Origin of the sequence: Rhodococcus sp. MEB032 (genome assembly GCF_030208925.1) — a bacterium.
Lineage (GTDB): Bacteria > Actinomycetota > Actinomycetes > Mycobacteriales > Mycobacteriaceae > Rhodococcus_F > Rhodococcus_F qingshengii.
Genome location: NZ_JARVSY010000001.1, coordinates 68,802 through 89,705 on the forward strand (window position 1 = coordinate 68,802; position 20,904 = coordinate 89,705).

The 20,904-nt window shown below is 62.2% G+C and carries 17 protein-coding genes; 10 read left to right on the forward strand and 7 right to left on the reverse strand.

Features of this window, described 5'->3' with window-relative positions:
* Nucleotides 1–99 precede the first annotated feature (99 nt).
* Nucleotides 100–1,254, forward strand: coding sequence for an alkaline phosphatase family protein (locus QRN54_RS00375; RefSeq protein WP_007734589.1), 1,155 nt, complete (start codon nucleotides 100–102; stop codon nucleotides 1,252–1,254).
* Here QRN54_RS00375 and murJ read toward each other — a convergent pair.
* The 4 genes from murJ to QRN54_RS00395 all read right to left on the reverse strand — a co-directional run bounded on the left by murJ (nucleotide 1,240) and on the right by QRN54_RS00395 (nucleotide 6,023).
* Entirely contained in the window at nucleotides 1,240–2,868 is a 1,629-nt protein-coding gene (gene murJ / locus QRN54_RS00380) for a murein biosynthesis integral membrane protein MurJ (protein WP_285181420.1), read from the reverse strand. The two genes, QRN54_RS00375 and murJ, sit on opposite strands and share 15 nt — an antisense overlap.
* A gap of 97 nt (nucleotides 2,869–2,965) precedes the next feature.
* Entirely contained in the window at nucleotides 2,966–3,994 is a 1,029-nt protein-coding gene (locus tag QRN54_RS00385) for a beta-ketoacyl-ACP synthase III (protein ID WP_003945837.1), read from the reverse strand.
* A gap of 161 nt (nucleotides 3,995–4,155) precedes the next feature.
* Complete coding sequence (locus tag QRN54_RS00390; RefSeq protein ID WP_003945784.1) at nucleotides 4,156–4,797, reverse strand: response regulator transcription factor; 642 nt, start codon at nucleotides 4,795–4,797, stop codon at nucleotides 4,156–4,158.
* Nucleotides 4,785–6,023, reverse strand: coding sequence for a sensor histidine kinase (locus QRN54_RS00395; RefSeq protein WP_179090776.1), 1,239 nt, complete (start codon nucleotides 6,021–6,023; stop codon nucleotides 4,785–4,787). Before QRN54_RS00395 ends, QRN54_RS00390 begins: the two co-directional genes overlap by 13 nt.
* A 109-nt stretch (nucleotides 6,024–6,132) precedes the next feature.
* On the opposite strand from QRN54_RS00395, the gene QRN54_RS00400 reads away from it, so the two are divergent.
* The 4 genes from QRN54_RS00400 (at nucleotide 6,133) to QRN54_RS00415 (ending at nucleotide 11,977) form a co-directional block, all read left to right on the forward strand.
* The gene (locus QRN54_RS00400) at nucleotides 6,133–6,915 is read left to right on the forward strand and encodes an ABC transporter ATP-binding protein (RefSeq protein WP_042452563.1); all 783 of its coding nucleotides are present in this window, start codon (nucleotides 6,133–6,135) and stop codon (nucleotides 6,913–6,915) included.
* Nucleotides 6,915–9,398: an FtsX-like permease family protein gene (locus QRN54_RS00405; RefSeq protein WP_285181421.1), complete on the forward strand. Its 2,484-nt coding sequence runs from the start codon at nucleotides 6,915–6,917 to the stop codon at nucleotides 9,396–9,398. The genes QRN54_RS00400 and QRN54_RS00405 overlap by 1 nt, the downstream gene beginning before the upstream one ends.
* A gap of 21 nt (nucleotides 9,399–9,419) precedes the next feature.
* Entirely contained in the window at nucleotides 9,420–10,052 is a 633-nt protein-coding gene (locus QRN54_RS00410; RefSeq protein WP_063314945.1) for a class I SAM-dependent methyltransferase, read from the forward strand.
* An 89-nt stretch (nucleotides 10,053–10,141) separates the two neighbouring features.
* Complete coding sequence (locus QRN54_RS00415; protein WP_007734578.1) at nucleotides 10,142–11,977, forward strand: acyl-CoA dehydrogenase; 1,836 nt, start codon at nucleotides 10,142–10,144, stop codon at nucleotides 11,975–11,977.
* 85 nt (nucleotides 11,978–12,062) lie between these two features.
* Here QRN54_RS00415 and QRN54_RS00420 read toward each other — a convergent pair whose 3' ends face one another.
* The gene (locus QRN54_RS00420; protein ID WP_285181422.1) at nucleotides 12,063–12,692 is read right to left on the reverse strand and encodes a hypothetical protein; all 630 of its coding nucleotides are present in this window, start codon (nucleotides 12,690–12,692) and stop codon (nucleotides 12,063–12,065) included.
* A 179-nt stretch (nucleotides 12,693–12,871) separates the two neighbouring features.
* Here QRN54_RS00420 and QRN54_RS00425 point away from each other — a divergent pair, with 179 nt between their 5' ends.
* Together QRN54_RS00425 and QRN54_RS00430 are read left to right on the forward strand one after the other, a co-directional pair.
* The gene (locus QRN54_RS00425; RefSeq protein ID WP_007734574.1) at nucleotides 12,872–13,594 is read left to right on the forward strand and encodes an ATP-binding cassette domain-containing protein; all 723 of its coding nucleotides are present in this window, start codon (nucleotides 12,872–12,874) and stop codon (nucleotides 13,592–13,594) included.
* A 5-nt stretch (nucleotides 13,595–13,599) separates the two neighbouring features.
* Nucleotides 13,600–15,612: a YhgE/Pip domain-containing protein gene (locus QRN54_RS00430; RefSeq protein ID WP_285181423.1), complete on the forward strand. Its 2,013-nt coding sequence runs from the start codon at nucleotides 13,600–13,602 to the stop codon at nucleotides 15,610–15,612.
* A 1,434-nt stretch (nucleotides 15,613–17,046) separates the two neighbouring features.
* Here the strand turns inward: QRN54_RS00430 and QRN54_RS00435 are convergent.
* Entirely contained in the window at nucleotides 17,047–17,583 is a 537-nt protein-coding gene (locus QRN54_RS00435; RefSeq protein WP_054781872.1) for a hypothetical protein, read from the reverse strand.
* 877 nt (nucleotides 17,584–18,460) lie between these two features.
* Nucleotides 18,461–19,039 (reverse strand): nucleotidyltransferase family protein, encoded by a 579-nt coding sequence (locus QRN54_RS00440; RefSeq protein ID WP_063314946.1) that lies wholly within the window; start codon nucleotides 19,037–19,039, stop codon nucleotides 18,461–18,463.
* Between the two features lie 65 nt (nucleotides 19,040–19,104).
* Between QRN54_RS00440 and QRN54_RS00445 the strand changes: the two genes are divergently transcribed.
* The 3 genes from QRN54_RS00445 to QRN54_RS00455 all read left to right on the forward strand — a co-directional run bounded on the left by QRN54_RS00445 (nucleotide 19,105) and on the right by QRN54_RS00455 (nucleotide 20,904).
* Nucleotides 19,105–19,350, forward strand: coding sequence for a helix-turn-helix transcriptional regulator (locus QRN54_RS00445; protein WP_007734566.1), 246 nt, complete (start codon nucleotides 19,105–19,107; stop codon nucleotides 19,348–19,350).
* Nucleotides 19,347–19,835 carry a hypothetical protein gene (locus QRN54_RS00450; RefSeq protein ID WP_050655513.1) on the forward strand — a complete coding sequence of 163 codons (489 nt, stop codon included), beginning with the start codon at nucleotides 19,347–19,349 and terminating at the stop codon, nucleotides 19,833–19,835. Before QRN54_RS00445 ends, QRN54_RS00450 begins: the two co-directional genes overlap by 4 nt.
* 85 nt (nucleotides 19,836–19,920) lie before the next feature.
* Nucleotides 19,921–20,904 carry an LLM class F420-dependent oxidoreductase gene (locus QRN54_RS00455; RefSeq protein ID WP_172403486.1) on the forward strand — a complete coding sequence of 328 codons (984 nt, stop codon included), beginning with the start codon at nucleotides 19,921–19,923 and terminating at the stop codon, nucleotides 20,902–20,904.

Genomic DNA, 20,904 nt, shown 5'->3' on the forward strand with positions numbered 1-20,904 from the left:
GCGCGCTGATCATCTGGAAAGTCCGGATTTGACCGCACAGATTTGAACACTCGCCCAGAAGGTATGCAGTTTTCTGCGTCCAACGCCTAATCTCATGGGATGCCCGCCCCCGCCCCTCTCCTCGATGTGTACTCGCAGCCGACTCTGTCGACGCTTGCGCCGTCGGTACTCGCTTCTCTCGGAGTGAGCGGCGAAGCGAACCGTCTCGATCTACAGCCCAGCAAGAAGACCGTAATTCTGCTGGTAGACGGGATGGGCGCGAACTTGCTCGCCCGCAACGCCGAACACGCACCATTCCTGAATTCACTCGTCGGAACGCCCATCCGGGCAGGCTTCCCCACGACGACGGCCACCAGCATCGTCTCACTGGGGACCGGTCTGCCTTCGGGAGCGCACGGCATCACCGGCTACCAGTCCTACGTCGAAGAAGCCGATTCGGTGTTCAACTGGCTGGGTTGGCACAGCGCGGGCAAGAAGGAATCTCAGACCGACTCCATCGTCCCGGAAACCCTGCAGCCGCAGGCCACGACGTTCGATCGCGCCGCAGCAGCCGGCATCACCGTTACAACCGTCGTACCGTCGAAGTTCGACGGCAGCGGCCTCACCCGTGCCGGGATGCGCGGTGCCCAGTTCGCCGGAATCCAGGCATACGGAGACCTCCTCGCTCGCACCGTGGCGGCGTCGAAATCTGCCGACCGCACGTTCACGTACTGCTACATCAGCGAGATCGATGCACTCGGCCACGTCTACGGACCCGAGTCCGAGCCGTGGATTTTCCAACTGATGCTGGTCGATCGACTGGTCGAGCAACTCGCCGCGGCTCTCGGTCCGGACGTGAGATTGCTGGTGACGGCAGACCACGGAATGGTCGACGTGTCGGACGAGAACAAGATCGACTTCGACAACACTCCGATTCTGTCCAAAGATGTACTCGCTCTTGCCGGTGAACCTAGATGTCGTCACATCCACACCCGAGAAGGCGCTGCACAAGATGTTGCGGACCGCTGGCGCGCCGAACTGGGTGACCGCATGTGGATCGGGACGAGGTCCGAGGGCATAGTCGCAGGATTGTTCGGGCCTGCAGTGCATTCCGAGTATCACGGCCGGATCGGTGACGTCATCGCCATTGCGTCCGGGGACGTGGCCGTCGTGCGTCGATCTGTCGAATCGGGACTGTCCGGACTCCGTGGACAGCACGGCGCCCTCACTCCGGACGAACTGCTGGTACCGCTCTTGTCCTCAGGACAGCAGTAGGGTTCGCGCCCGGCGAATCTCGGGAACACCGACGACCTTGCATGCACCCAACAGGACGACGGCACCGACGGCCGCACCCGCCGACAATGAAATAACAGCAGCAAGCCTGGGCTCGGGAACTCGGTTCTGAACCGCCACCACCAAAGCGAACGCACAACCACCTGCCAGAATTGCCGCCGCCGAAATCCTTCCGACGGTGGCCTGCACGCGACGGAATCCCAACAGCCCGTATCGCTTTCGAAGAAGGATGTGGCCGAGTACCGCTCCACACACGTAGGAGAACGAGCCGGCAGCACAGACGGCCAGGACCAGCCTTTCGTCACTAGCCGACAGTGACGCAAGAAGGACGAGCACAGTCTTGGCGACCACCATCACCAGGGCGATCACCGCGGGAGTTCGGGTGTTGTTGTCGGCGTAGAACACTCGCAGCTGAAGCATGACCATCGCAAAGGGCACCAGCCCGAATGCACTGACCGCAACGGCCGTCCCGATCAACCGGGCACTGCTGCCGTCGACCCGGCCGAAGAAGATCAAGGTGGTCAACGAGGGGCCGAACACCATGAGCGCCACAGTGACCGGAATCAGCGCCACCACCGAATACCGGGCTCCCCGGCCGAGATCGGATACGACGCCGACGTCGTCACCCGCAGCAACCGACCTGGCGATCCGCGGCATCAGCACCGTCAACAACGACACACCGAGAATGCCGTACGCCACTTGAAACAGCAGATCCGCGTGCGTGTACATCGAGTAGACGTGACGGGAGAGAGTGACCTTCATCGTCACCCACACACCGATCTGGCCGGCAACGACGTACACAAGTACCCAGCCGAGCAACGGCGCCCCGACGCGCACCGGGCGCCAGGTGTGCGGTACGACCCGCACGCGAAGGCGCCACCGAAACCCGTTGCGGTGCAGCGCTCGAGCAACGACGGCGGTTTGCGCCACGATCCCGAGCAGAGTGCCGACACCGATCACCAGAACCTGCGCGGTGGTCATCGACTCGGGAGTCAGAGCCACCGACCCCGGGATACACAGGAAGACCGCGACCGTCACCAGAAGGACGACGTTGTTGATCACCGGTGCCCAGGCCGGCGCGCCGAATACCGATCGAACGCTGAGCACAGCCGTCATCATCGCCGTGACGCCGTAGAAGAAGATCTCCGGAAGAAGCAAGTACGCGAAGAGCGTCGTGAGCTCTCGTTGAGCCGGATCATCGATCACGGCCGAGACCAGAGGCGGCGCGCACACCACGGCCACTACCGCCACGAGCGCAAGAGCCAGCGCTCCGACGGTGAGAACGCGCTGCGTCTGCTCTCGTTCGAGCGTCCGCCCACGGCTCCGTTGCCGCGTCAGATACGGAAGCAGGACGCTGGCGAGAATCCCGCCGAGGAGGAGCTGATAGACCATGTTCGGGAAGCTGTTGGCCGCGTTGTACGCATCACTGACCAGGGCGATGCCCAGGACCGCGGCAAGGGCAAGGGTGCGGACGAAGCCGGTGATCCGACTGACCGTGCTGGCGAGAGCCACTTGCCCGCCCATCTTCGCCAAGCTGCCGCCCGTCACACCATTACGTTCGGACTCCCGTTCGGACTCCCCCACGTTCTCGACCATCTCGCCAGAGTGCCACATCGCAGACGTTCGACGATCCGGACGGAAACGGAAGGGCGCCCCGAACCGTGGGTTCGAGGCGCCCTTCCGTAAGGAAAAATCAGGCGGATTCTGCTCCAGCCAACGGCGGCATGACGACAACCTGACCGGCGAAGGACAGACCCGCACCGAAGGCGAGAAGCAATGCCTTGTCGCCCGGCTTGCACTGGCCGTCGCGCAGCATCTGCTCCATGGCGAGCGGGATCGAGGCCGCGGACGTGTTGCCCGTCTCGGCGATGTCGTTGGAGACGGGGAAGCCCTCGGGCAGCTTCATGCTGCGAGCGATGACCTCGTTGATGCGCTGGTTTGCCTGGTGCGGCACAAAAGCGTCGATGTCCTCGATACCCAGCCCCGACTTCTCCAGGGTGCGAGTGGCGACCTTGCCCATCTCGAAGGCAGCCCAGCGGAACACCGCGGTGCCGGCCATCTTGATCCACGGCCGAGGTCCGGTCGGGTTCTTGGTGTAGTCGAGCCAGCTGGGCTCCTGAACGATGGCGTCGGACTGGCTGCCGTCCGAACCCCACTCGACCGGGCCGATTCCGACGGTGTCGCTCGGGCCGACGACAACTGCGCCTGCGCCGTCACCGAAGATGAAGCGAACGCTGCGATCGGTGGGCTCGGTGGCCTCGCTCATCAACTCGACGCCGACGACGAGTACGTGATCAACCGTGCCACCGCGAACGAGATCGCTGGCCACTGCAAGAGCGGTACAGAAACCGGCGCAGCCTGCCGCGACGTCGAATGCAGCCGGACCCTTGATGCCGAGCTCGTGGGCGACGATGGACGCAGCCTGGGGAGTCTGCAGGTCCCACGTCGACGTCGCGATGATCACGGCGCCGATCTGCTCGGGTGCAATGCCGCTGACGTCCAGTGCTTTACGGGCAGCGCTGATCGACATCGCGAGGATGCCTTCACCTTCGCCGGAGAACCGGCGCGACTTGATACCCGATCGCGTCTGGATCCACTCGTCGGTGGAATCGATCAGCTCGCAGATCTCGTCGTTGGTCACGACTCGCTCCGGGCGGTGAACGCCGAGCCCGAGAAGGACGGACTGCCGACCTCCGGCCACACTGGCAATCGGCTTACCCATTGATCGATCTCCTCGTTGGTTTCTGGTGATGACGCGCATTCGACATCACACGTTACGTACAGGACATAAGCCCCTGCCTCTCAGGTCACCGTTCGATCACGGCAACAACATGAGGCTGGCTCACATTACGCTTCGGTCAGGTATGTAGTCCAGATCCACGATCAGGCGCGCAAATGAGCTAGAACTGCCAAAACACGACGATGCCCGCTTTCGGAAGCCGACAGGCCGAGTTTTGCGAAGATATTTCCTATGTGCTTGCTCACAGCGGTGTCGCTGACGACCAGTTTCCTGGCGATTTCCTGATTTCCCAACCCCTCCGCCATCAGTCCGAGAACCTCGGACTCGCGTGGCGTCAGCGATCTGATCGGATCGTCGGCGCGTCGACGGCTCATCAGTTGGGATACGACCTCGGGATCCATCACGGTTCCACCGTCGACGACCCGGTTCAATGCGTCGACGAACTCGGCTACCTTCCCGACTCGTTCCTTGAGCAGGTACCCGACCCCGCCGGCGCCTCCTGCCAACAATTCACCGGCGTAGCGATCCTCGACGTACGCGGAAAGGACCAGGACGGGAAAGCCCGGGCGAAGCTTGCGCACCTCGATCGCCGCTCGAAGTCCCTCGTTGGTGAAAGTAGGAGGCATCCGGACGTCGAGCACCGCGGCATCGGGGGCGGTCTCCTCGAACACCGTGAGGAACTGCGCGGCGTCGGAGACAGCAGACACCTCGAAGCCCTCTCCGCGGAGCAGCAGTGCCAGCCCCTCTCGCAGGAGAGCGTCGTCCTCGGCAATCAGAATCCGCACGGTAGTTCCACCCTCATCGTTGTCGGTCCACCCTCCGGGCTCTCCAATACTGCGGTTCCTTCGAAAGCCTCGACCCGGCGTCGAATACCCGCCACGCCGCCGCCCGGGCGTTCGTTCGCGCCGCCGTGACCGTCGTCGATCACGTCGATGAGCATCGTCTCACCCGACGAGTCGTCCGACGTCTCCGTCCGTGCCGTGACGGTGACCCTGCGGGCTCCGCTGTGTTTTGCGACGTTGGTCAAGGCCTCGGCGACGACGAAGTACGCAGCAGCCTCGACGGCAGCCGGGGCACGGCGGAGCTCGTCGATCTCGAGTACGCAGGGCACGGCGGAGCGCCCGGCGAGCGCCGAGATCGCGCCCTCCAGACCCAACTCGTCGAGGATCGGCGGGTAGATGTCGTGCACCAACGTCCGGAGTTCGCTCAACGCCTCGGTGGCCGCATCTTGGGCCCGATGCAGTTGTGGCAGAGCCTGGTCCGGATTGTTCTGCAACGACCGCTCGGCCATCCCCAACATCATCACCACCGCGACCAGACGGTTCTGCGCTCCGTCGTGCAGATCCCGCTCGATGCGCTTGAGTTCGGCCGAATGCGCGTCGAGCGCCGCAGCGCGGCTGGCCGTCAGGGCGGTGACGCGCTTCGAGAGGTCCGAACGCGTATCCGGCGCAAGCAAAGTCGTGGTCGACCAGCTGATCCATTTCGCCATCGCGGGGATCAACCACCACGCGATCAGGAAGTACAGGATGCCGATCAACGGCATTCCGGCAGCGCCCAGCCACGACGTCACGGGGTACGGGTTGTTGACGGGTTCGCCCGCGGGCATCTGCTGCCAGTACAGCGGGACGGCAATCGCATTGAGCGCACCGAGTGGCAGAGCAATGGTCAGCATCGCCGCGACGAAAGCACCCAGACCATGAATCGACAACCAGGCCGCGTCGCGCCTCGTCGACTGATCGGTGAGGAACCGGCTCCAGTCCCCGAATGTCGGATTGCTGGGCATCGGTGGGTATCGCTGCAGAACAGGGCGTCCGGTGTACGCAGCGGTGCGTTTGCGAGCCAGGCCGGCCCACCACCGGAGCACTCGCACGTACGACGGCAACAGCAACCAGCCGACGATCAGAATCGAGAGCGACAACAGAATGAGACCGACCATCAGCAAGAACAGGGAAACAACAGCTGCCGCACCCTCGACGAGCACGTACACCGCAGCCCTGGTTCTCTTCTTCACTGCCCCAGCATGCCGCACCACACCGCACGATCCACTACAGCTGGCTACACCATTGATTCGGGACTCTGCTGGATGTCGACGAATGCCGAATCTCCATAGCGTTCTTCCCATGAAGAATCGACACTCGGTCCTCGCCTCGCCGGCCCCTGGTGCCACGGGAGCTCGAACATCTGCCGTGCGACTAGAAGGGGTCAGCAAGGTCTACGGCAACGGCCGCGGCGCCGTGACCGCCCTCGACAACGTCAGCCTCACTCTGCCGCGCAGCACCTTCACCGCAGTGATGGGCCCATCCGGCTCGGGCAAGAGCACTTTCCTGCACTGCGCCGCCGGGCTCGACCGACCGAGCAGCGGATCGGTGTGGCTGGGCGACACCGAAATTTCACAACTGAAGCCGAAGGCCCGCAGCATCTTCCGTCGCGATCACATCGGTTTCGTCTTCCAGGCCTACAACCTGCTCGGCGCTCTCGACGTCGAGCAGAACGTCACGCTCCCCCTACTCCTCGCCGGGCGACGGGCCGACAAGCAGTACCTGACCTTCGTCCTCGAATCCGTCGGACTCGGATCACACCGAAAGCGCAAACCCTCCGAGTTGTCCGGCGGTCAGCAGCAACGCGTCGCCATCGCGCGCGCCCTCGTCACTCACCCCGACGCACTCTTTGCCGACGAACCGACCGGCGCCCTCGACTCCCGCAGCGCCAAGCAGGTTCTGGAGTTGTTGCGCCGGACGGCTGCCGAGTTCGATCAGACCATCGTCATGGTCACGCACGACCCGGTGGCCGCGTCGTACGCCGATCGTGTGCTGTTCCTCGCCGACGGGAAACTTGTCGGGCACATCGACCGCCCGACCCCGCAGCAGATCGCCGAGCGCATGACACACCTCGGGGACTGGTGATGATGAAAGCGCACACCTTTGCGCACCTGAAAGCGCATCGCTCCGGTTTCGTCGCCGTGTTCGTCTCCGTATTCTGCGCAGCGCTCCTCACCTGCGGTCTGGGTGTGCTGCTGGAATCGGGAGTGCGAGGCGGTGTCTCACCACATCTCTACGCCGGTGCCGACGCCATCGTGAGTGCACCACAGGCGCTCGAGGTCAAGGAAGACGCCGATCAGCCCTTTGCCGAGCGAGTTCTCCTCGCCGGCGATACGGTCCGCAAGCTCGACGCACTCGATGTCACCGTGGTTCCCGACATCTCCGTCCCCGTCAGCACGGCCGAGGGCGTCGTACTCGATGCACATCCTTGGAACACAGCACAATTGGCGCCGTACTCGCTCACCGAGGGGCGCGCTCCGCAGAGCCGCGACGAGGTGGTCTCGACCACGGGCGCCGCGCTCGGCGAGCGAATCACGCTGGCTCACGGCGCGATAGCCGACGAGTACACCGTCGTCGGCACAGCTGATTCGGCTTCGGCGCCGTCACCCGACCGTCCGGCACTCGTCTTCCTCGACGACGGAGAGGCCGAACGGTTGTGGCCGCACCAGAACGCTGTCACCGCAGTCGGATTGATCGCTCCCGAAGGCGTCAACGCCGCCGCTCTCGCTCGCGACGCACTCGCCGGATCCGGTGCGGAGGTCTCGACCGGCACCGCACGCGGAGGCATCGAATTCCTCGACGCCGGTGCTGCGCGGACGCAGTTGATCGTGCTCTGCGCGTCGTTTGCCGGTCTCGCGTTGATGGTCAGTATGTTCGTCGTTTCCAGCACGCTGTCGCTCTCGATCAACGCCAGACGCCGAGAGTTCGCTCTGCTGCGGGCAATCGGAGCCACCACGCGACAAGTGCACGTCATGATCGGACGTGAAGTGCTGCTCGTTGCTGCTGCGGCGGCAGCTCTCGGCGCGGTGCCCGGATACCTGCTCGCCCGAGTGCTGGGCGCACAGTTCGCCGACGCCGGGGTCATGCCCACCGATTTCGCGCTGGCCTACAGCCCGCTTCCGGCGATCGCAGCTTTCCTGATCTGCGTACTCACTGCCCGCGCGGCAGCGGCGATCGCGGCACGACGACCGGCGAAGCTCGACCCCGTCGAAGCGCTTCGCGAATCCGAAAGCGGCCCGGCGAAACTGAGCCGCGGACGTATCGTCACCGGGCTGATCTTCGGCGCCGCCGGCCTCAGCGCCTGCGTCCTCCCTGCTTTCCTGCCCGGCAGCGTGGCGGCCGCTGGCGCCGGTTCGAGCGCACTGTTGTTGATCTTCTCGGTCGCGCTGCTCGGCCCCTTGTTGGTGCGCGGCATCATCAAGGTGATCGGCGGTCCGCTGCGCCGCAGTGGGTCGGCGTCCAAAGTTCTCGCTGCCGCCAACGCCGAATCCAATTCGAGACGGCTCTCGTCGGCGGTTGTTCCGTTGGCTCTCGCAATCGCACTGGGCTCGGTGCAGTTCTTCAGCCAGAGCACCGTCGCCGCCGAGGCGACCAACCAGTCGATCAAGGGCGTCACCGCCGACCTGATCGTCGGCGCACCAGCCGGTATCGCTCCCTCGCTCCTCGAGTCGATCGCATCGGTGCCCGGAGTGAGTGCGGCAAACCCGGTGGTCCGCAGTCAAGTCCTCCCGGTACCCAGCGGAGAGGAAGGCGGCTCAGCCGACAGCGCGATCGCGGCCCAGGGCATCGACGCCGCCAGCGCCGACGCGACCCTCGATCTCGCGGTGACCGAGGGCGACCTCAGCGCTCTGACCGGCGATACCGTTGCCGTGAGCGAAGACGGCGCCTTCACCCTCGGAGCCAAGGTAGGCCAGCGCGTCGACCTCTATCTGGGTGACGGAACACTGGTACATCCCATGGTCGTCGCAAAATATGGTCGCGGCCTCGGATTCGGGGACGTGACCATGCCGATCGAGACTTTGCGTCAGCACTCCACCGACGCTCTGATCGACACCGTTCTGGTTGCTGCCGAACCCGGACGGTCGGCCGAAGTCCAGCAGTCGTTGCGCTCGTTCCCCTCGATCGCCGCGATGAACCAGGACCAGTTCGGGGCCGCGGGCGAAGATCAGCGTCGTATGCAGTCGTGGGTCAGCATCCTCGCCGTCCTCGTCCTGCTCGGCTATCTCGCAGTCGCAGTCGTGAACACCCTGGTCGCCGCCACTGCCGAGCGTTCCCGCGAGTTCGCGCTCCTTCAACTGGTGGGCTCGCGGACGAGGCAGGTCCGAGCAATGATGCGCATCGAGTCGTTGATGGTGGTGGGAATCGCCGTCGTGGTCGGATCACTGATCGCCCTGCCGCCTCTGATGGGCATTGCCGTAGCGGTGTCCGGGCAGCCGATCCCGGCGATTTCACCGGCGATTTACGGTTCCATCGTCGCGGTGACCGCTGTTCTGGGATTTGTCTCCATCGCGCTCCCGACGCGCGCCGCTCTACGCAAGAACCCGATGGACGGAGTGCGTAACCACTGAGTGGCACTACCGTCGTCATCTATGGATGCGGCGGCCTGGGACAAGAAGTACGAAGAAACCGAGCTCGTCTGGGGCGCTCCTCCCAACGAATTGCTGGTGGAATACGCGACGGCCCTCCCCCACGGCCAGGCACTGGACCTGGCGTGCGGCGAGGGTCGTAACGCGTTGTGGCTCGCGACTCGCGGTTGGGAGGTCACCGGCATCGACTACTCGGCCGTCGCGATCGAGAAAGCCCGCACGATCGCGGCCCGCTCACCCCGATCGGTTCTCGACCGGCTCGACTACCGATACGGCGACGTCACCGTCGCGGATTACGCCTCGAGGAACGAGCAGGGATACGACTTGGCCCTGCTTCTTTACCTTCATCTGCCCGCACCACAACGCACCCTGGTTGTGAACCGTGCCATAAATTCTCTGAAACCTGACGGAATCCTCATGATTTTGGGTCACGACCGAAGCAACATCGACTACGGCGTCGGCGGGCCACAAGATCCCGAAATCCTTTACACACCAGAAGAATTGATGCAGGAGTTCCGCGGAAAGCTCGAGTTCGAGATCGCCGGAAATCCCCACAGGCACACCGAAACGGGAATCGCGGTCGACGCGCTTGTCATCGGACGCAAATCCGGTGTTGGCAATGCAAAGAACGGCTAGTAACATGTATTAAGTTACCGACGAGTAATAAACTTCGGGCGGTACTAGGAGTGCTGGACCGCACCACCTCACTGGGAGAAGCAGAAGACATGGGCCATTACAAGAGCAACGTTCGGGACCTGGAGTTCAACCTCTTCGAGGTTCTCGGACTGGAGAAGCCACTGAGCGAAGGCGCTTGGGGCGACCTGGATGCCGACACTGTCCGCAACATGCTGGCAGAGGTCGCACGCCTGGCCGAGGGACCGCTTGGCGAATCTTTCGCCGATGCGGACCGCAACCCCCCTGTCTTCGATCCCGAGACGCACACCGTTGCACTTCCGGAATCCTTCAAGAAGTCGTTCAAGGCTCTGTGGGATGCCGAGTGGTACCGCATGGGATTGAGCGAGGAGGTCGGCGGCGTGCCGGTTCCCCGCTCCGTCGTGTGGGCCATCGGTGAGCTGATCCTGGGCGCACAGCCTGCAGCGCACATGTACCAGGCCGGACCCGCCTTCGCGGACGTGCTGTTCAACAACGGCACCGAAGAGCAGAAGAAGTGGGCAGCCACCATCGTCGAACGCGGATGGGGCGCCACGATGGTCCTCACCGAGCCCGACGCCGGCTCCGACGTCGGTGCCGGACGCACCAAGGCGATCAAGCAGGACGACGGCTCCTGGCACATCGAGGGCGTCAAGCGCTTCATCACCTCGGCCGACTCGGACGACCTGTTCGAGAACATCTTCCACCTCGTTCTCGCTCGCCCCGAAGGCGCCGGACCGGGCACCAAGGGCCTGAGCCTGTTCTTCGTCCCGAAGACGCACTTCAACTTCGAGACCGAAGAGTTCGGCGAGCGTAACGGTGTCTTCGTCACCAACGTCGAGCACAAGATGGGCCTGAAGGTCTCCGCCACGTGTGAGGTCACCTTCGGCGGACACGGCATCCCCGCACAGGGCTGGCTGGTCGGCGAGGTCCACAACGGCATCGCCCAGATGTTCGACGTCATCGAGCACGCTCGAATGATGGTCGGCACCAAGGCAATCGCCACCCTCTCCACCGGTTACCTCAACGCTCTCGATTACGCCAAGCAGCGCGTGCAGGGCGCAGACCTGACCCAGATGACCAACAAGGCAGCACCGCGCGTGACCATCACGCACCACCCCGACGTGCGTCGTAGCCTGGCAATGCAGAAGGCATACGCCGAAGGCCTGCGCGCGGTGTACCTCTACACCGCAGCTCACCAGGACGAGGTTGTCGCACAGCTCGTCTCGGGCGCAGACAAGGACACCGCGTTCCGCGTCAACGACCTGCTGCTCCCGATCGTCAAGGGCGTCGGCTCCGAGCGTGCGTACCAGTACCTGACGGACAGCCTGCAGACCCTCGGTGGCTCCGGCTTCCTGCAGGACTACCCGATCGAGCAGTACATCCGCGACTCCAAGATCGACTCGCTGTACGAAGGCACGACGGCCATCCAGGCTCAGGACTTCTTCTTCCGCAAGATCGCTCGTGACCGCGGCGTCGCGCTCGCTCACGTTGCCGGACAGATCAAGACCTTCATCGACAGCGAAGCCGGCAACGGTCGTCTGAAGGCGGAGCGCGCACTGCTCGCCACCGCACTCGAAGACGTCCAGGCCATGGCCGCCACGCTCACCGGCTTCCTCATGGGAGCTCAGGAGCAGCCCACCGAGCTGTACAAGGTCGGCCTCGGCTCCGTCCGCTTCCTGATGTCCGTCGGCGACCTGCTCATCGGCTGGCAGCTGCTCCGCCAGTCCGAGATCGCTCTGGCAGCACTCGACAACGGCGCTTCCGACAAGGACAAGGGCTTCTACGAGGGCAAGGTCGCCATCGCTTCCTTCTTCGCCAAGAACGTCCTGCCCGAGCTCACCGCTTCACGCGAGATCATCGCGAACACCGAGAACGACATCATGGAGATCGACGAAGCAGCATTCTGATTCGTTCCTGATTCATGAAAAGTGCCGGTCCCGAGAATGTTTCGGGGCCGGCATTTTCATGCTCAGCAGTCCATGGAATCCGAGGTCATCTGCGCTCGACGGTCGGGCAACTGATCTGTGCGGACAGTACGGACGTCGTCGGTTGTTCGCCGGGCCGTGCCGCCGTTCCCACCAGGGAAAGCGCCACGCGCCTGCGGTCCGGAGAACTGACGATTTCGATGGAATTGTCGACGCCGCCACCGAAGGACACGAACTGTCCGCTCTGATCCGAGAACATCATCGTCGCCCCGGACTGACCTGGTTCCGGTTTTTCGTTCACGTAGACCTGCAACTGGAAATCACGCCCCGGATATTCGCCGCCGCCGTCGTACTCGTAAAAGGAACTGGTGTGCACCTCGTAGGCCCACTGGCGGTGACCGGCGGGCAGCGAATCCGCCCAGTTGTGCTCGAAACACGTGACGGATCCGGGCAGCGAGACATTGGCTGCGCCGCTCCACCCACCGGACAGGGTGATGGCTCCGTACGGCGCTGCTTCGGACTCGTGCTGATCGGAAGGCAAGGGCGGAACGGTCACGGGTCCGACATTGCGACCGGTGAACTCGAAAAGCCTCTCGCTCGACACGAACGGGGGCGACTCGCGCTCACCGGCACAGGAGACAACCGACAGGGTGGCCATGACCAGCACCGCGCACATACCGCGCCTACGAACCGGCACCTCGACTCCCCCGTTCCGTTTCCAACAGAATACATACCGTTCGGTCTTCAAGTTGTCGAACGTGTCCGACACATCCCATTCATGGGACCGCTCGCCCGCTACCGATGTGATTGGGTGAGCACGAACGTCCGCTGAACCAGCACTCGGTTCTTTCGCAGGCCGAGTAGATCAACAGACAGGTGATCATCGTGGTCGCACCAGAGCACGCACAACCCGATTACGCCCCTGACCTGGCATTGACCGCCACGGACTTGGCGCTCGACGGCCCATGGGGGCCGGTGTTCGGACCCGTCAATCTCGAGATTCGTGCGGGCGGTGTGACCATCCTCGAAGGCTCGGCCGGTTCAGGACGTACGTCCTTACTTCTGACACTCAGCGGACGAATGAAAGCCAGTTCCGGCTCACTGTCCGTCTTCGGTCGAACGCGTCCCCGCGAGATCTTCGAGATCGCCGGGGTCGCCGGGTTCGAGGACATCGACGAGCTTGCCGAATCCGTCACCGTCCGCGATCTGATCACCGAACAAATTCGCTGGGATGCGCCCTGGTACAAGCTCATCGGACGCGCCGGAGACCGCGAACTCGAAGCGGTGTGCGCTCCCGTCTTCGGCGATCATCCGTTACCTGCGCTCGGCCGGTACGTCAGCGATCTCGGGGAACTCGAGGCGATCCTGCTGCGTATCGCCGTCGCGAACACGAAAAAGCCGGCCCTGCTTGTCGTCGACGATCTCGAACAGGTGCGGCGCGACTCCGAACGCGCATACCTCGTCGAGCGACTCGTCGAGATGGGGAGCTACCAGACCATCATCGCGTCGACCGTCAACCCGCTGCCAGACGGATCACCCATCGATGCCGTCACCCTGCTCCAAGAAGTCACCAATCCCGACCAAGAAGGGGCGAGGTAACCGCGATGCTCGCTGGAATGTCTCTCGGAACCGAACTCAAGCGGTTCTCCCGCGGCGCGATGCCCAGGATCGCACTCGTCACCATCATCTTGATGCCACTGCTGTACGGCGCGATGTACCTGTGGGCATTCTGGAATCCGTTCGGTGAGGTCAACAAGGTCCCCGTCGCGCTGGTCAACACCGACCGCGGCGCGATGGTGCAGGGTCAGGAGCTCAACGCGGGCGACGAGGTAAGCCAAGCGCTGCTCGATTCCGGTGAGCTCGATCTCCACCTGGTCTCGCAGCAGGAAGCCGCTCAGGGAGTCTCGGACGGCACGTACTACTTCTCTCTCACATTGCCTGAGAATTTCAGCGAGGCCGTCGCCTCCCCGACGACCAAGGACCCCCACAAAGCTCAGTTGCAGTTCACCTTCAACGACGTCAACAACTACCTCGGCACCATCATCGGCCAAAACGCCGCCCAGCAGGTCCTCAGTCAGGTCAGCGACAAGATCGGCGCGCAGTCCGTCGAAACAGTTCTGGTCGGATTGACCGATGCGGGTGCTGGTTTGAAGCAGGCCGCCGACGGAGCGCTCCAGCTCTCGGCCGGAGTGAACACTGCCAACGCCGGAGCCGGCGAATTGGCGTCGGGCTCGAAAACTCTGGCCGACAACATGGTTACCGCACGTGACGGTGCAGCCACTCTTGCCGGCGGTACAGCGCAACTCTCGACCGGTATCAACACCGCCACGGACGGCGTCCTCGCACTGACCGACGGTCTGGGGCAGCTCGATCTCGGAGCCGTCCAACTTGGCGACGGCGCAAGCCAACTCAGTGGTGGCGTCACCCAGGTCGTCGACCAGCTGAGCGTACTCGGGAACACACAAGCAGACGTCGCACAGCTGGTCGGTCAGGCAGTGGCCAGCCTTCGACTGAACCCGGATCCCGTCAGCCAACAGATCGCCAACGCCCTCGCGCCTGCCCAGGACATGCTGCGCACTCAGGGCTTCGGCGAAGCGACCATGGGTCAACTGGGCGAACTCAAGAGCGGCGCACAACAACTCGCTTACCAACTCGACGATCCCTCGAGCACCTTCCGCGCCGGGCTCAGCGCCGCGGCCAACGGCGGCGGTGAACTCCGCAGCGGCCTGGTACAGCTGCGTGACGGCGGTCAGCAAGTCAACGACGGCGCTCAAACCCTCAGCAGTGGACTGGTTCAACTCACCGACGGCAGCGTCCAACTCTCCGATGGTGCAGCCAAACTCGCCGACGGAACCGAGCAACTCCGTGCCGGGTCTGCCGAACTCGCAACCAAACTCACCGAGGGCGCCGGCCAGGTTCCCAGTTGGACCGATCAGCAGCGAACAGCAACCGCTCAAACCCTCTCCAGTCCGGTCGAGCTGCAGGAGACCTACGAGAACCGGGCAAGCACCTTCGGTACCGGTTTTGCTCCGTTCTTCCTGCCCCTCGCACTGTTCGTGGGCGGCATCATCACCTGGATGCTGCTCAAGCCGCTCCAGAACCGGCCTATCGCAAACGGACTCGGCGCGCTGCGAGTGGTCCTCGCCTCGTACTGGCCGGCCTTGCTCATCGGCATCTGCCAGGTGATCGTGATGTACCTGGTCGTGCACTTCGCCGTTGGCCTGCACCCCACGCACGCCCTCGGCACCGTCGGATTCCTGATGCTCATCACTGCCACGTATATGGCGTTGATCCAGGCGTTCAACGCCATCTTCGGAGTCTCCGTCGGACGCGTGATCACCCTGGCGTTCCTGATGCTGCAACTGGTTTCGGCCGGCGGCATCTATCCCGTGGAAACCACCGCGAAACCGTTCCAGATCATCCACCCGTTCGACCCCATGACCTACGCGGTGAACGGGCTTCGACAACTCACCGTCGGCGGCATCGACTCGAGGCTGTGGGTCTCGATCGCCGTCCTCGGCGGCCTTCTCGTCGCCTCACTCGGGGCCAGTTCACTTGCTGCACGCCGAAATCGGCAATGGACCATGGACAGGCTGCATCCGCCGATCGAAGTCTAGGTCAGGGTCTCCGGCCAAGGCTCCACGGTCAGCGCAGGCCATTCCCTGCGCCACCGTGCTGCCTTGGCCTCGTAAACCTCTCGCGGCGCCAGCACCGGGAGGGGCGGACGATCATGTTTTGAAGCTGCCTCGCACGTGATGCAGACCCTGCCAGGAACCTTTACGACAGGGTCTGCATTCGGCTATCTCAGATATCGTCGGAGCTGCCGATCAGCTCACGTCGAATATTCTATTTCGCGCTCATCGATCGAGGCTTGCCCACCCGCCGCCTTCCATTGATGCGGTCCACAACCCGACCAACGTCAGCCCGTAAAACGCTAGCGTGTTCTTGACACTTCCGGTCCAGAAATCAGACGACATGAGTTCACCCTTCTTTACGAGAGTCCGACAAGGAATTGTTGAAGCGGAAACCTAAGGGCGTAGAACGTCATGGTTGCAAGTTCAGCCAGGTCCGTGCTCATTGCGTTGAGCGACATCTAGTTTCTCCTCAGATTGAACAGGGTCACCGGGGGTAACCGAATGACAGTTGGAGCGGGATATCCATCAGATATGTAAATAACATCGGAAGCATCTGTTCTACGGTCTGCCCCAGCGACGCGGTACCTTGCTGCACGGATCCCATCAGCCCTCTCCTCCACTCGCGGACATGTCGAGCGAGATGGCGTTCAATCCATCAAGCCCGTCGCCTAACGATGTTGCAAAGGACGGGATAAATGCCCGCAGGAGGGCCATGAACTGACCTAACATTTGTTACTCCGTTTCCAGTAGGTAATTGCTCTGACTGTGGCGCGGGGCCAGGTCGGTTTATCCGGCACAACAGTGGTTGCCAAGCGAGGTTTTGGGGAAGCCCGCAACTCCTCGTGGTGCCGACAACTGTACCCAAAATTTGCAAATTAGGAACTCGTTCTAGGAATTTTTCTTGCCATAGATGGAATTCATTTAGTTAGCACTAAAGTCCTAGTACTATAGTTCGGTTCATTAAATCTTTAGGACTAGAAATTTTGCACCGAAAGCGAGATGGAACCGCTTGCAGGATCAGAAAGCCACCCGAATCACGGATTCAGGTCGCGCAGCCAACTTCCCGATCACGGCTTCACGAACACTATTCAGTGGCACAAGAATTGATTGCGAGCCAACCTTACGGCGATTGCCCATAAGCCATGACTTCGAGACGATACCGATGCCGTCCAATCCGTGCCGGACGACCGAATTACATCGAGCAGGCTGCGAGACAAAGCCGCAGAGACAGGCCTGCATTCGTCACAGCCGAAGCAGCATTCGCCATCTCCCTGGCGACACCCGCGCCCATTGTCACAATTGCCGAAACACACACCCGAACTCGCAACACGGCGTCATACGGCGAACGGGTTGGAGCACGGAGACCCGCACTCCAACCCGTCCAGGTTCTTACGATCAACCTTGCAGCCGATCGACTTACTGGTAGTAGAAGTTCACCTTCGAGGCCCTATCCGAAAAGATGAACGCATTGCCATGGAGGAGGAACTCCCCTGCATCGATGACGGCGTCCGCCCCGCCGCCCGACCACTGCCCTGTGCGAGTTGTTGTGCCGTCCAACACGGTCGGAGTGTCGGTGGACATCCTGACCTCACCACCGCTCGTCACGGTGCTAGCCATCGCCGAGTCACCCTGCATGCACCATCCACCCGCGGCATTCGTTGTGGCGGTGAAGGTCGTGATCGGAGTCGTGCTGGAGGATGAGCTGTATAGCTTGCCAGTGACCTGGGCGCCCACTACCGCTTTGGCACCAGAAGGCACGCCCGCCACGTGGGCGTCCGGGCCGACGTAGAAATTGCCACATACCTGATACGCAGAGGATGCGGAAAGAGTTACGGCGGAGCCAGCAGCGCCGACGGTGGCAGCGGATGCAATACCGGTTCCGGCGAGCACCATCGCACCGGCTGCGGTACCGAGCAGGACACCTCTGACGGAATTCTTGGCAGTCAACTTCACGAGTTCTTCCTTCGGTTGAATTGATAGACCCCAGGCGTTCAATTCATAGGCGAGAGCGCGGAGTCCTTAACGCTCCAACCCGATCTGTTCTGACCATCTCTTATCACCAACCGACCTGCTATCTTCGGGGCTATCGCCAACTTCGCATTTATGGCCCTGCTCGCAGGGCTACAGCTTTCCCTAAAAGGGAATGCCCTGGTGAGAGCTCGCATTGAACAGGACCCGAAGCTCTGGTGACGTGAGTCACTGTACTCACATTTCGTCCATCCGGGAACAGGTTCTAGAAATTTTTCGTCCAACCTCGATATTTTTCTCAATGAAATTTCGAGCATCGAATGCAAAGCGTTTAAACCGACAATCCAAATAGTCGAGAAGTTTGAAAAGCCACGACAGTCGTCGAGCAGAAAATATTCCGATATATCGCACGTTGCACGAAAAGTCACATAGACAAACCACACTTTCACCGTAGAATGTTCATTTGTTAGTGATGATTGCTATTCACATTGGAGAAACCTTATTAGCACTAAAGAATTAGACGTAAAGTATTAGAAACAATCCACCAAATATCGGAAGAGATTTTCACCATGAGGGGACCCAGACAATCATGGATGAACGTCGCAGCACACTGAAAGTTCGTGAAATTAGCGCAGACGATTCCGAAAGGCGCAAGGTCTTGCGGGGGTTCAACTACCAGAACTACAGCTGGATGCGTTGAATCCGGCCGGTTGTCTCCATGCACGGACGGACGAGACAGCAGGGTCGACACGGATCGGCCACAGTTCGTGGCCGTGGCGGACGCACTGCGACCAGGGAAGACACGCCTCTCACGCCGAAATCGGCAATGGACCATGGACAGGCTGCATCCGCCGATCGAAGTCTAGGTCAGGTTCTCCGGCCAAGGCTCCACGGTCAGCGCGGGCCATTCCCTGCGCCACCGTGCCGCCTTGGCCTCGTACACCTCTCTCGGCGCCAGTACCGGGTTGGGGCGGACGATCATGTCGAAAAGGTCGTCGTAGCCATGCGGGGCATACACGTCGACGGTGCCGTCTGATCCCTTGGTGATCCCGAAACAGCAAGTTGTGGAAGCGAAGTGGTCGATAGCGTCGCGGCAACTGGTGAACGGAACGCCGGGAATCCCGAAATGTTGCTCGTACCACAGGTGCACGCGGGCTTCGTTGCGTACTTCGACATCGGCATCGACATCGGCGAACAGTTCTGCCGCCGAACGAATCACACGGTCCTCCGCGTCGTAGCTCAGATCGCCGGCGTCGAAGTAGAAGAGGTCGTAGTCCTTGATTCCGGCGCCGAGGTCACGGCCGTCGATGTGATTCCAGACGGTTTGGAAGAGCCCACCCGCCGTCAGGTACCACTCCGGCAATCCCAGCTTCGGTGCCCGATCCACGATCGTTGCGACCACCGGATTGGCCAGGGCGATCTCGAGAAATCGTTCACGCATGCTCTTCAGCCTCTCATATGACAAGCAAACTTGACATCTAGTGACAAGTATTCTTTACTTTTTGCATGACTGGAAAGGCCGGCGACAACAACGTGCGGGAGCACCGACGCCTCGCCGGCCTCACCCAGGCGCAACTGGCCACGGCAGGTCAGGTGAGCAGACAGAGCATCGTCTCCGTCGAACGCGGCGACTATGCACCGAGTGTCTACCTGGCACTACGCCTGGCACTGGCACTGGGGACCACCGTCGAAGCGCTCTTTCCCCTACCCGAATCGGAACTCACCACAGAAATTCCAGAGGAGACGGCATGAGCACCATGATGAAGGCAATGCGGTTCGTCGGCGATCTGGACGACGACTTCTACAAGGACGAGCGTCAGCGCGACGTCTGGAACGAAGCCTCGGCGGTGGGACTCCAGAGTGTCTTCTGGGCAATATTCGTCAGCTCGGCGATTCTGCCCTGGGTCGCCGGCCGAACAGGGGCGTGGATCTCGCTCGCGCTGCTGATCGTTGCGTTGTTCGGCTCGTTGATCACGATCATCTATGCGAAGCGTCGCGACGTCGATGTGTACGTGTTGTCCACCTACGGCCGTCCTCGCGTGGTGATCAGCATCGCGCTCTACCTCGTGGCCGCTGTCGGAATCATGGCCCGTCTCGAATTCGATTCGTACGAAGAATCGTCAACCTGGGTCGGCGCGCTGGTAGGCGCCATCATCGGCGGTGGCGTCGCAATCGCAATCGTCAAACTTCACCAGCAGCGCGCCAAGCGACGCGAAGCGGCCGAAGAACTTCTCTGAATTCCGGAAGTCTGCCCAGCACAACGGAATCCATAGAGTTGGTAAAATCGTGCCAGGTCAACCGATCGCGAGTAACGTCGAAACGGTGAGCACTCGCCTCGGATACCAGATGCCCAACTTCAGCTACGGCGGTCCGGTCAAGGACCTCTTCCCCACCGTCATAGCGCAGGCCCGCGAAGCCGAAGCCGCAGGCTTCGACACTGCATTCGTGATGGATCACTTCTACCAACTCCCCGGAATCGGAGCGCCGGACGCCCCGATGCTCGAGGCCTACTCCGCGCTCTCCGCGCTGGCGACGGCCACCGAGACCATCCAGTTGTCTGCACTGGTCACGGGAAACACCTACCGCAATCCGCCCATGCTCGCCAAGACCGTCACCACCCTCGACGTGGTGAGCGGCGGTCGGGCCATCCTGGGCATCGGCGCCGGCTGGTTCGAACTCGAACACAATTCGTTCGGATACGAGTTCGGCACTTTCACCGAGCGCTTCCAGAAACTCGACGAAGCCCTGCAGATCATCGCGCCGATGCTCCGCGGTGATCGCCCCACCTTCGACGGCAAGTGGTACCACGTCGAGGACGCCATCAACGAGCCTCGCGTCCGCGACGACCTACCGATCCTGCTCGGCGGTGGCGGTGAGAAGAAAACGTTCGGCCTCGCCGCTCGCTTCGCGGATCACCTCAACATCATCTGCGACCCGTCGGAACTGCCGCGCAAGATGGAAGCACTTGCGGCACGCTGCGACGAAGCCGGTCGCGATCCCGCAACCCTCGAAACCAGCTTCCTCACGTTCATGATGATCGACGAGGACGGCGACAAGGCTCGCGCCCATCAGCGAACGTTTCTCGCGGAGCGTGGCCTCGACATCACCACGGCGCCGGAAGACGTGGTCGCCAAGGCCACCGAACGCCATTTCGTCGGCAGCCCGGACGACGTCGCCGAGCAGGTTCAGACGCGCATCCTCGACCACGGCATCGACGGCGTCGTGATCAACCTGATCACGAACGGCGAAGAGCCAGGCATCGTCGACCTCGCGGGCCGCACCCTCGCCCCACTCGTCGGCAAGTAG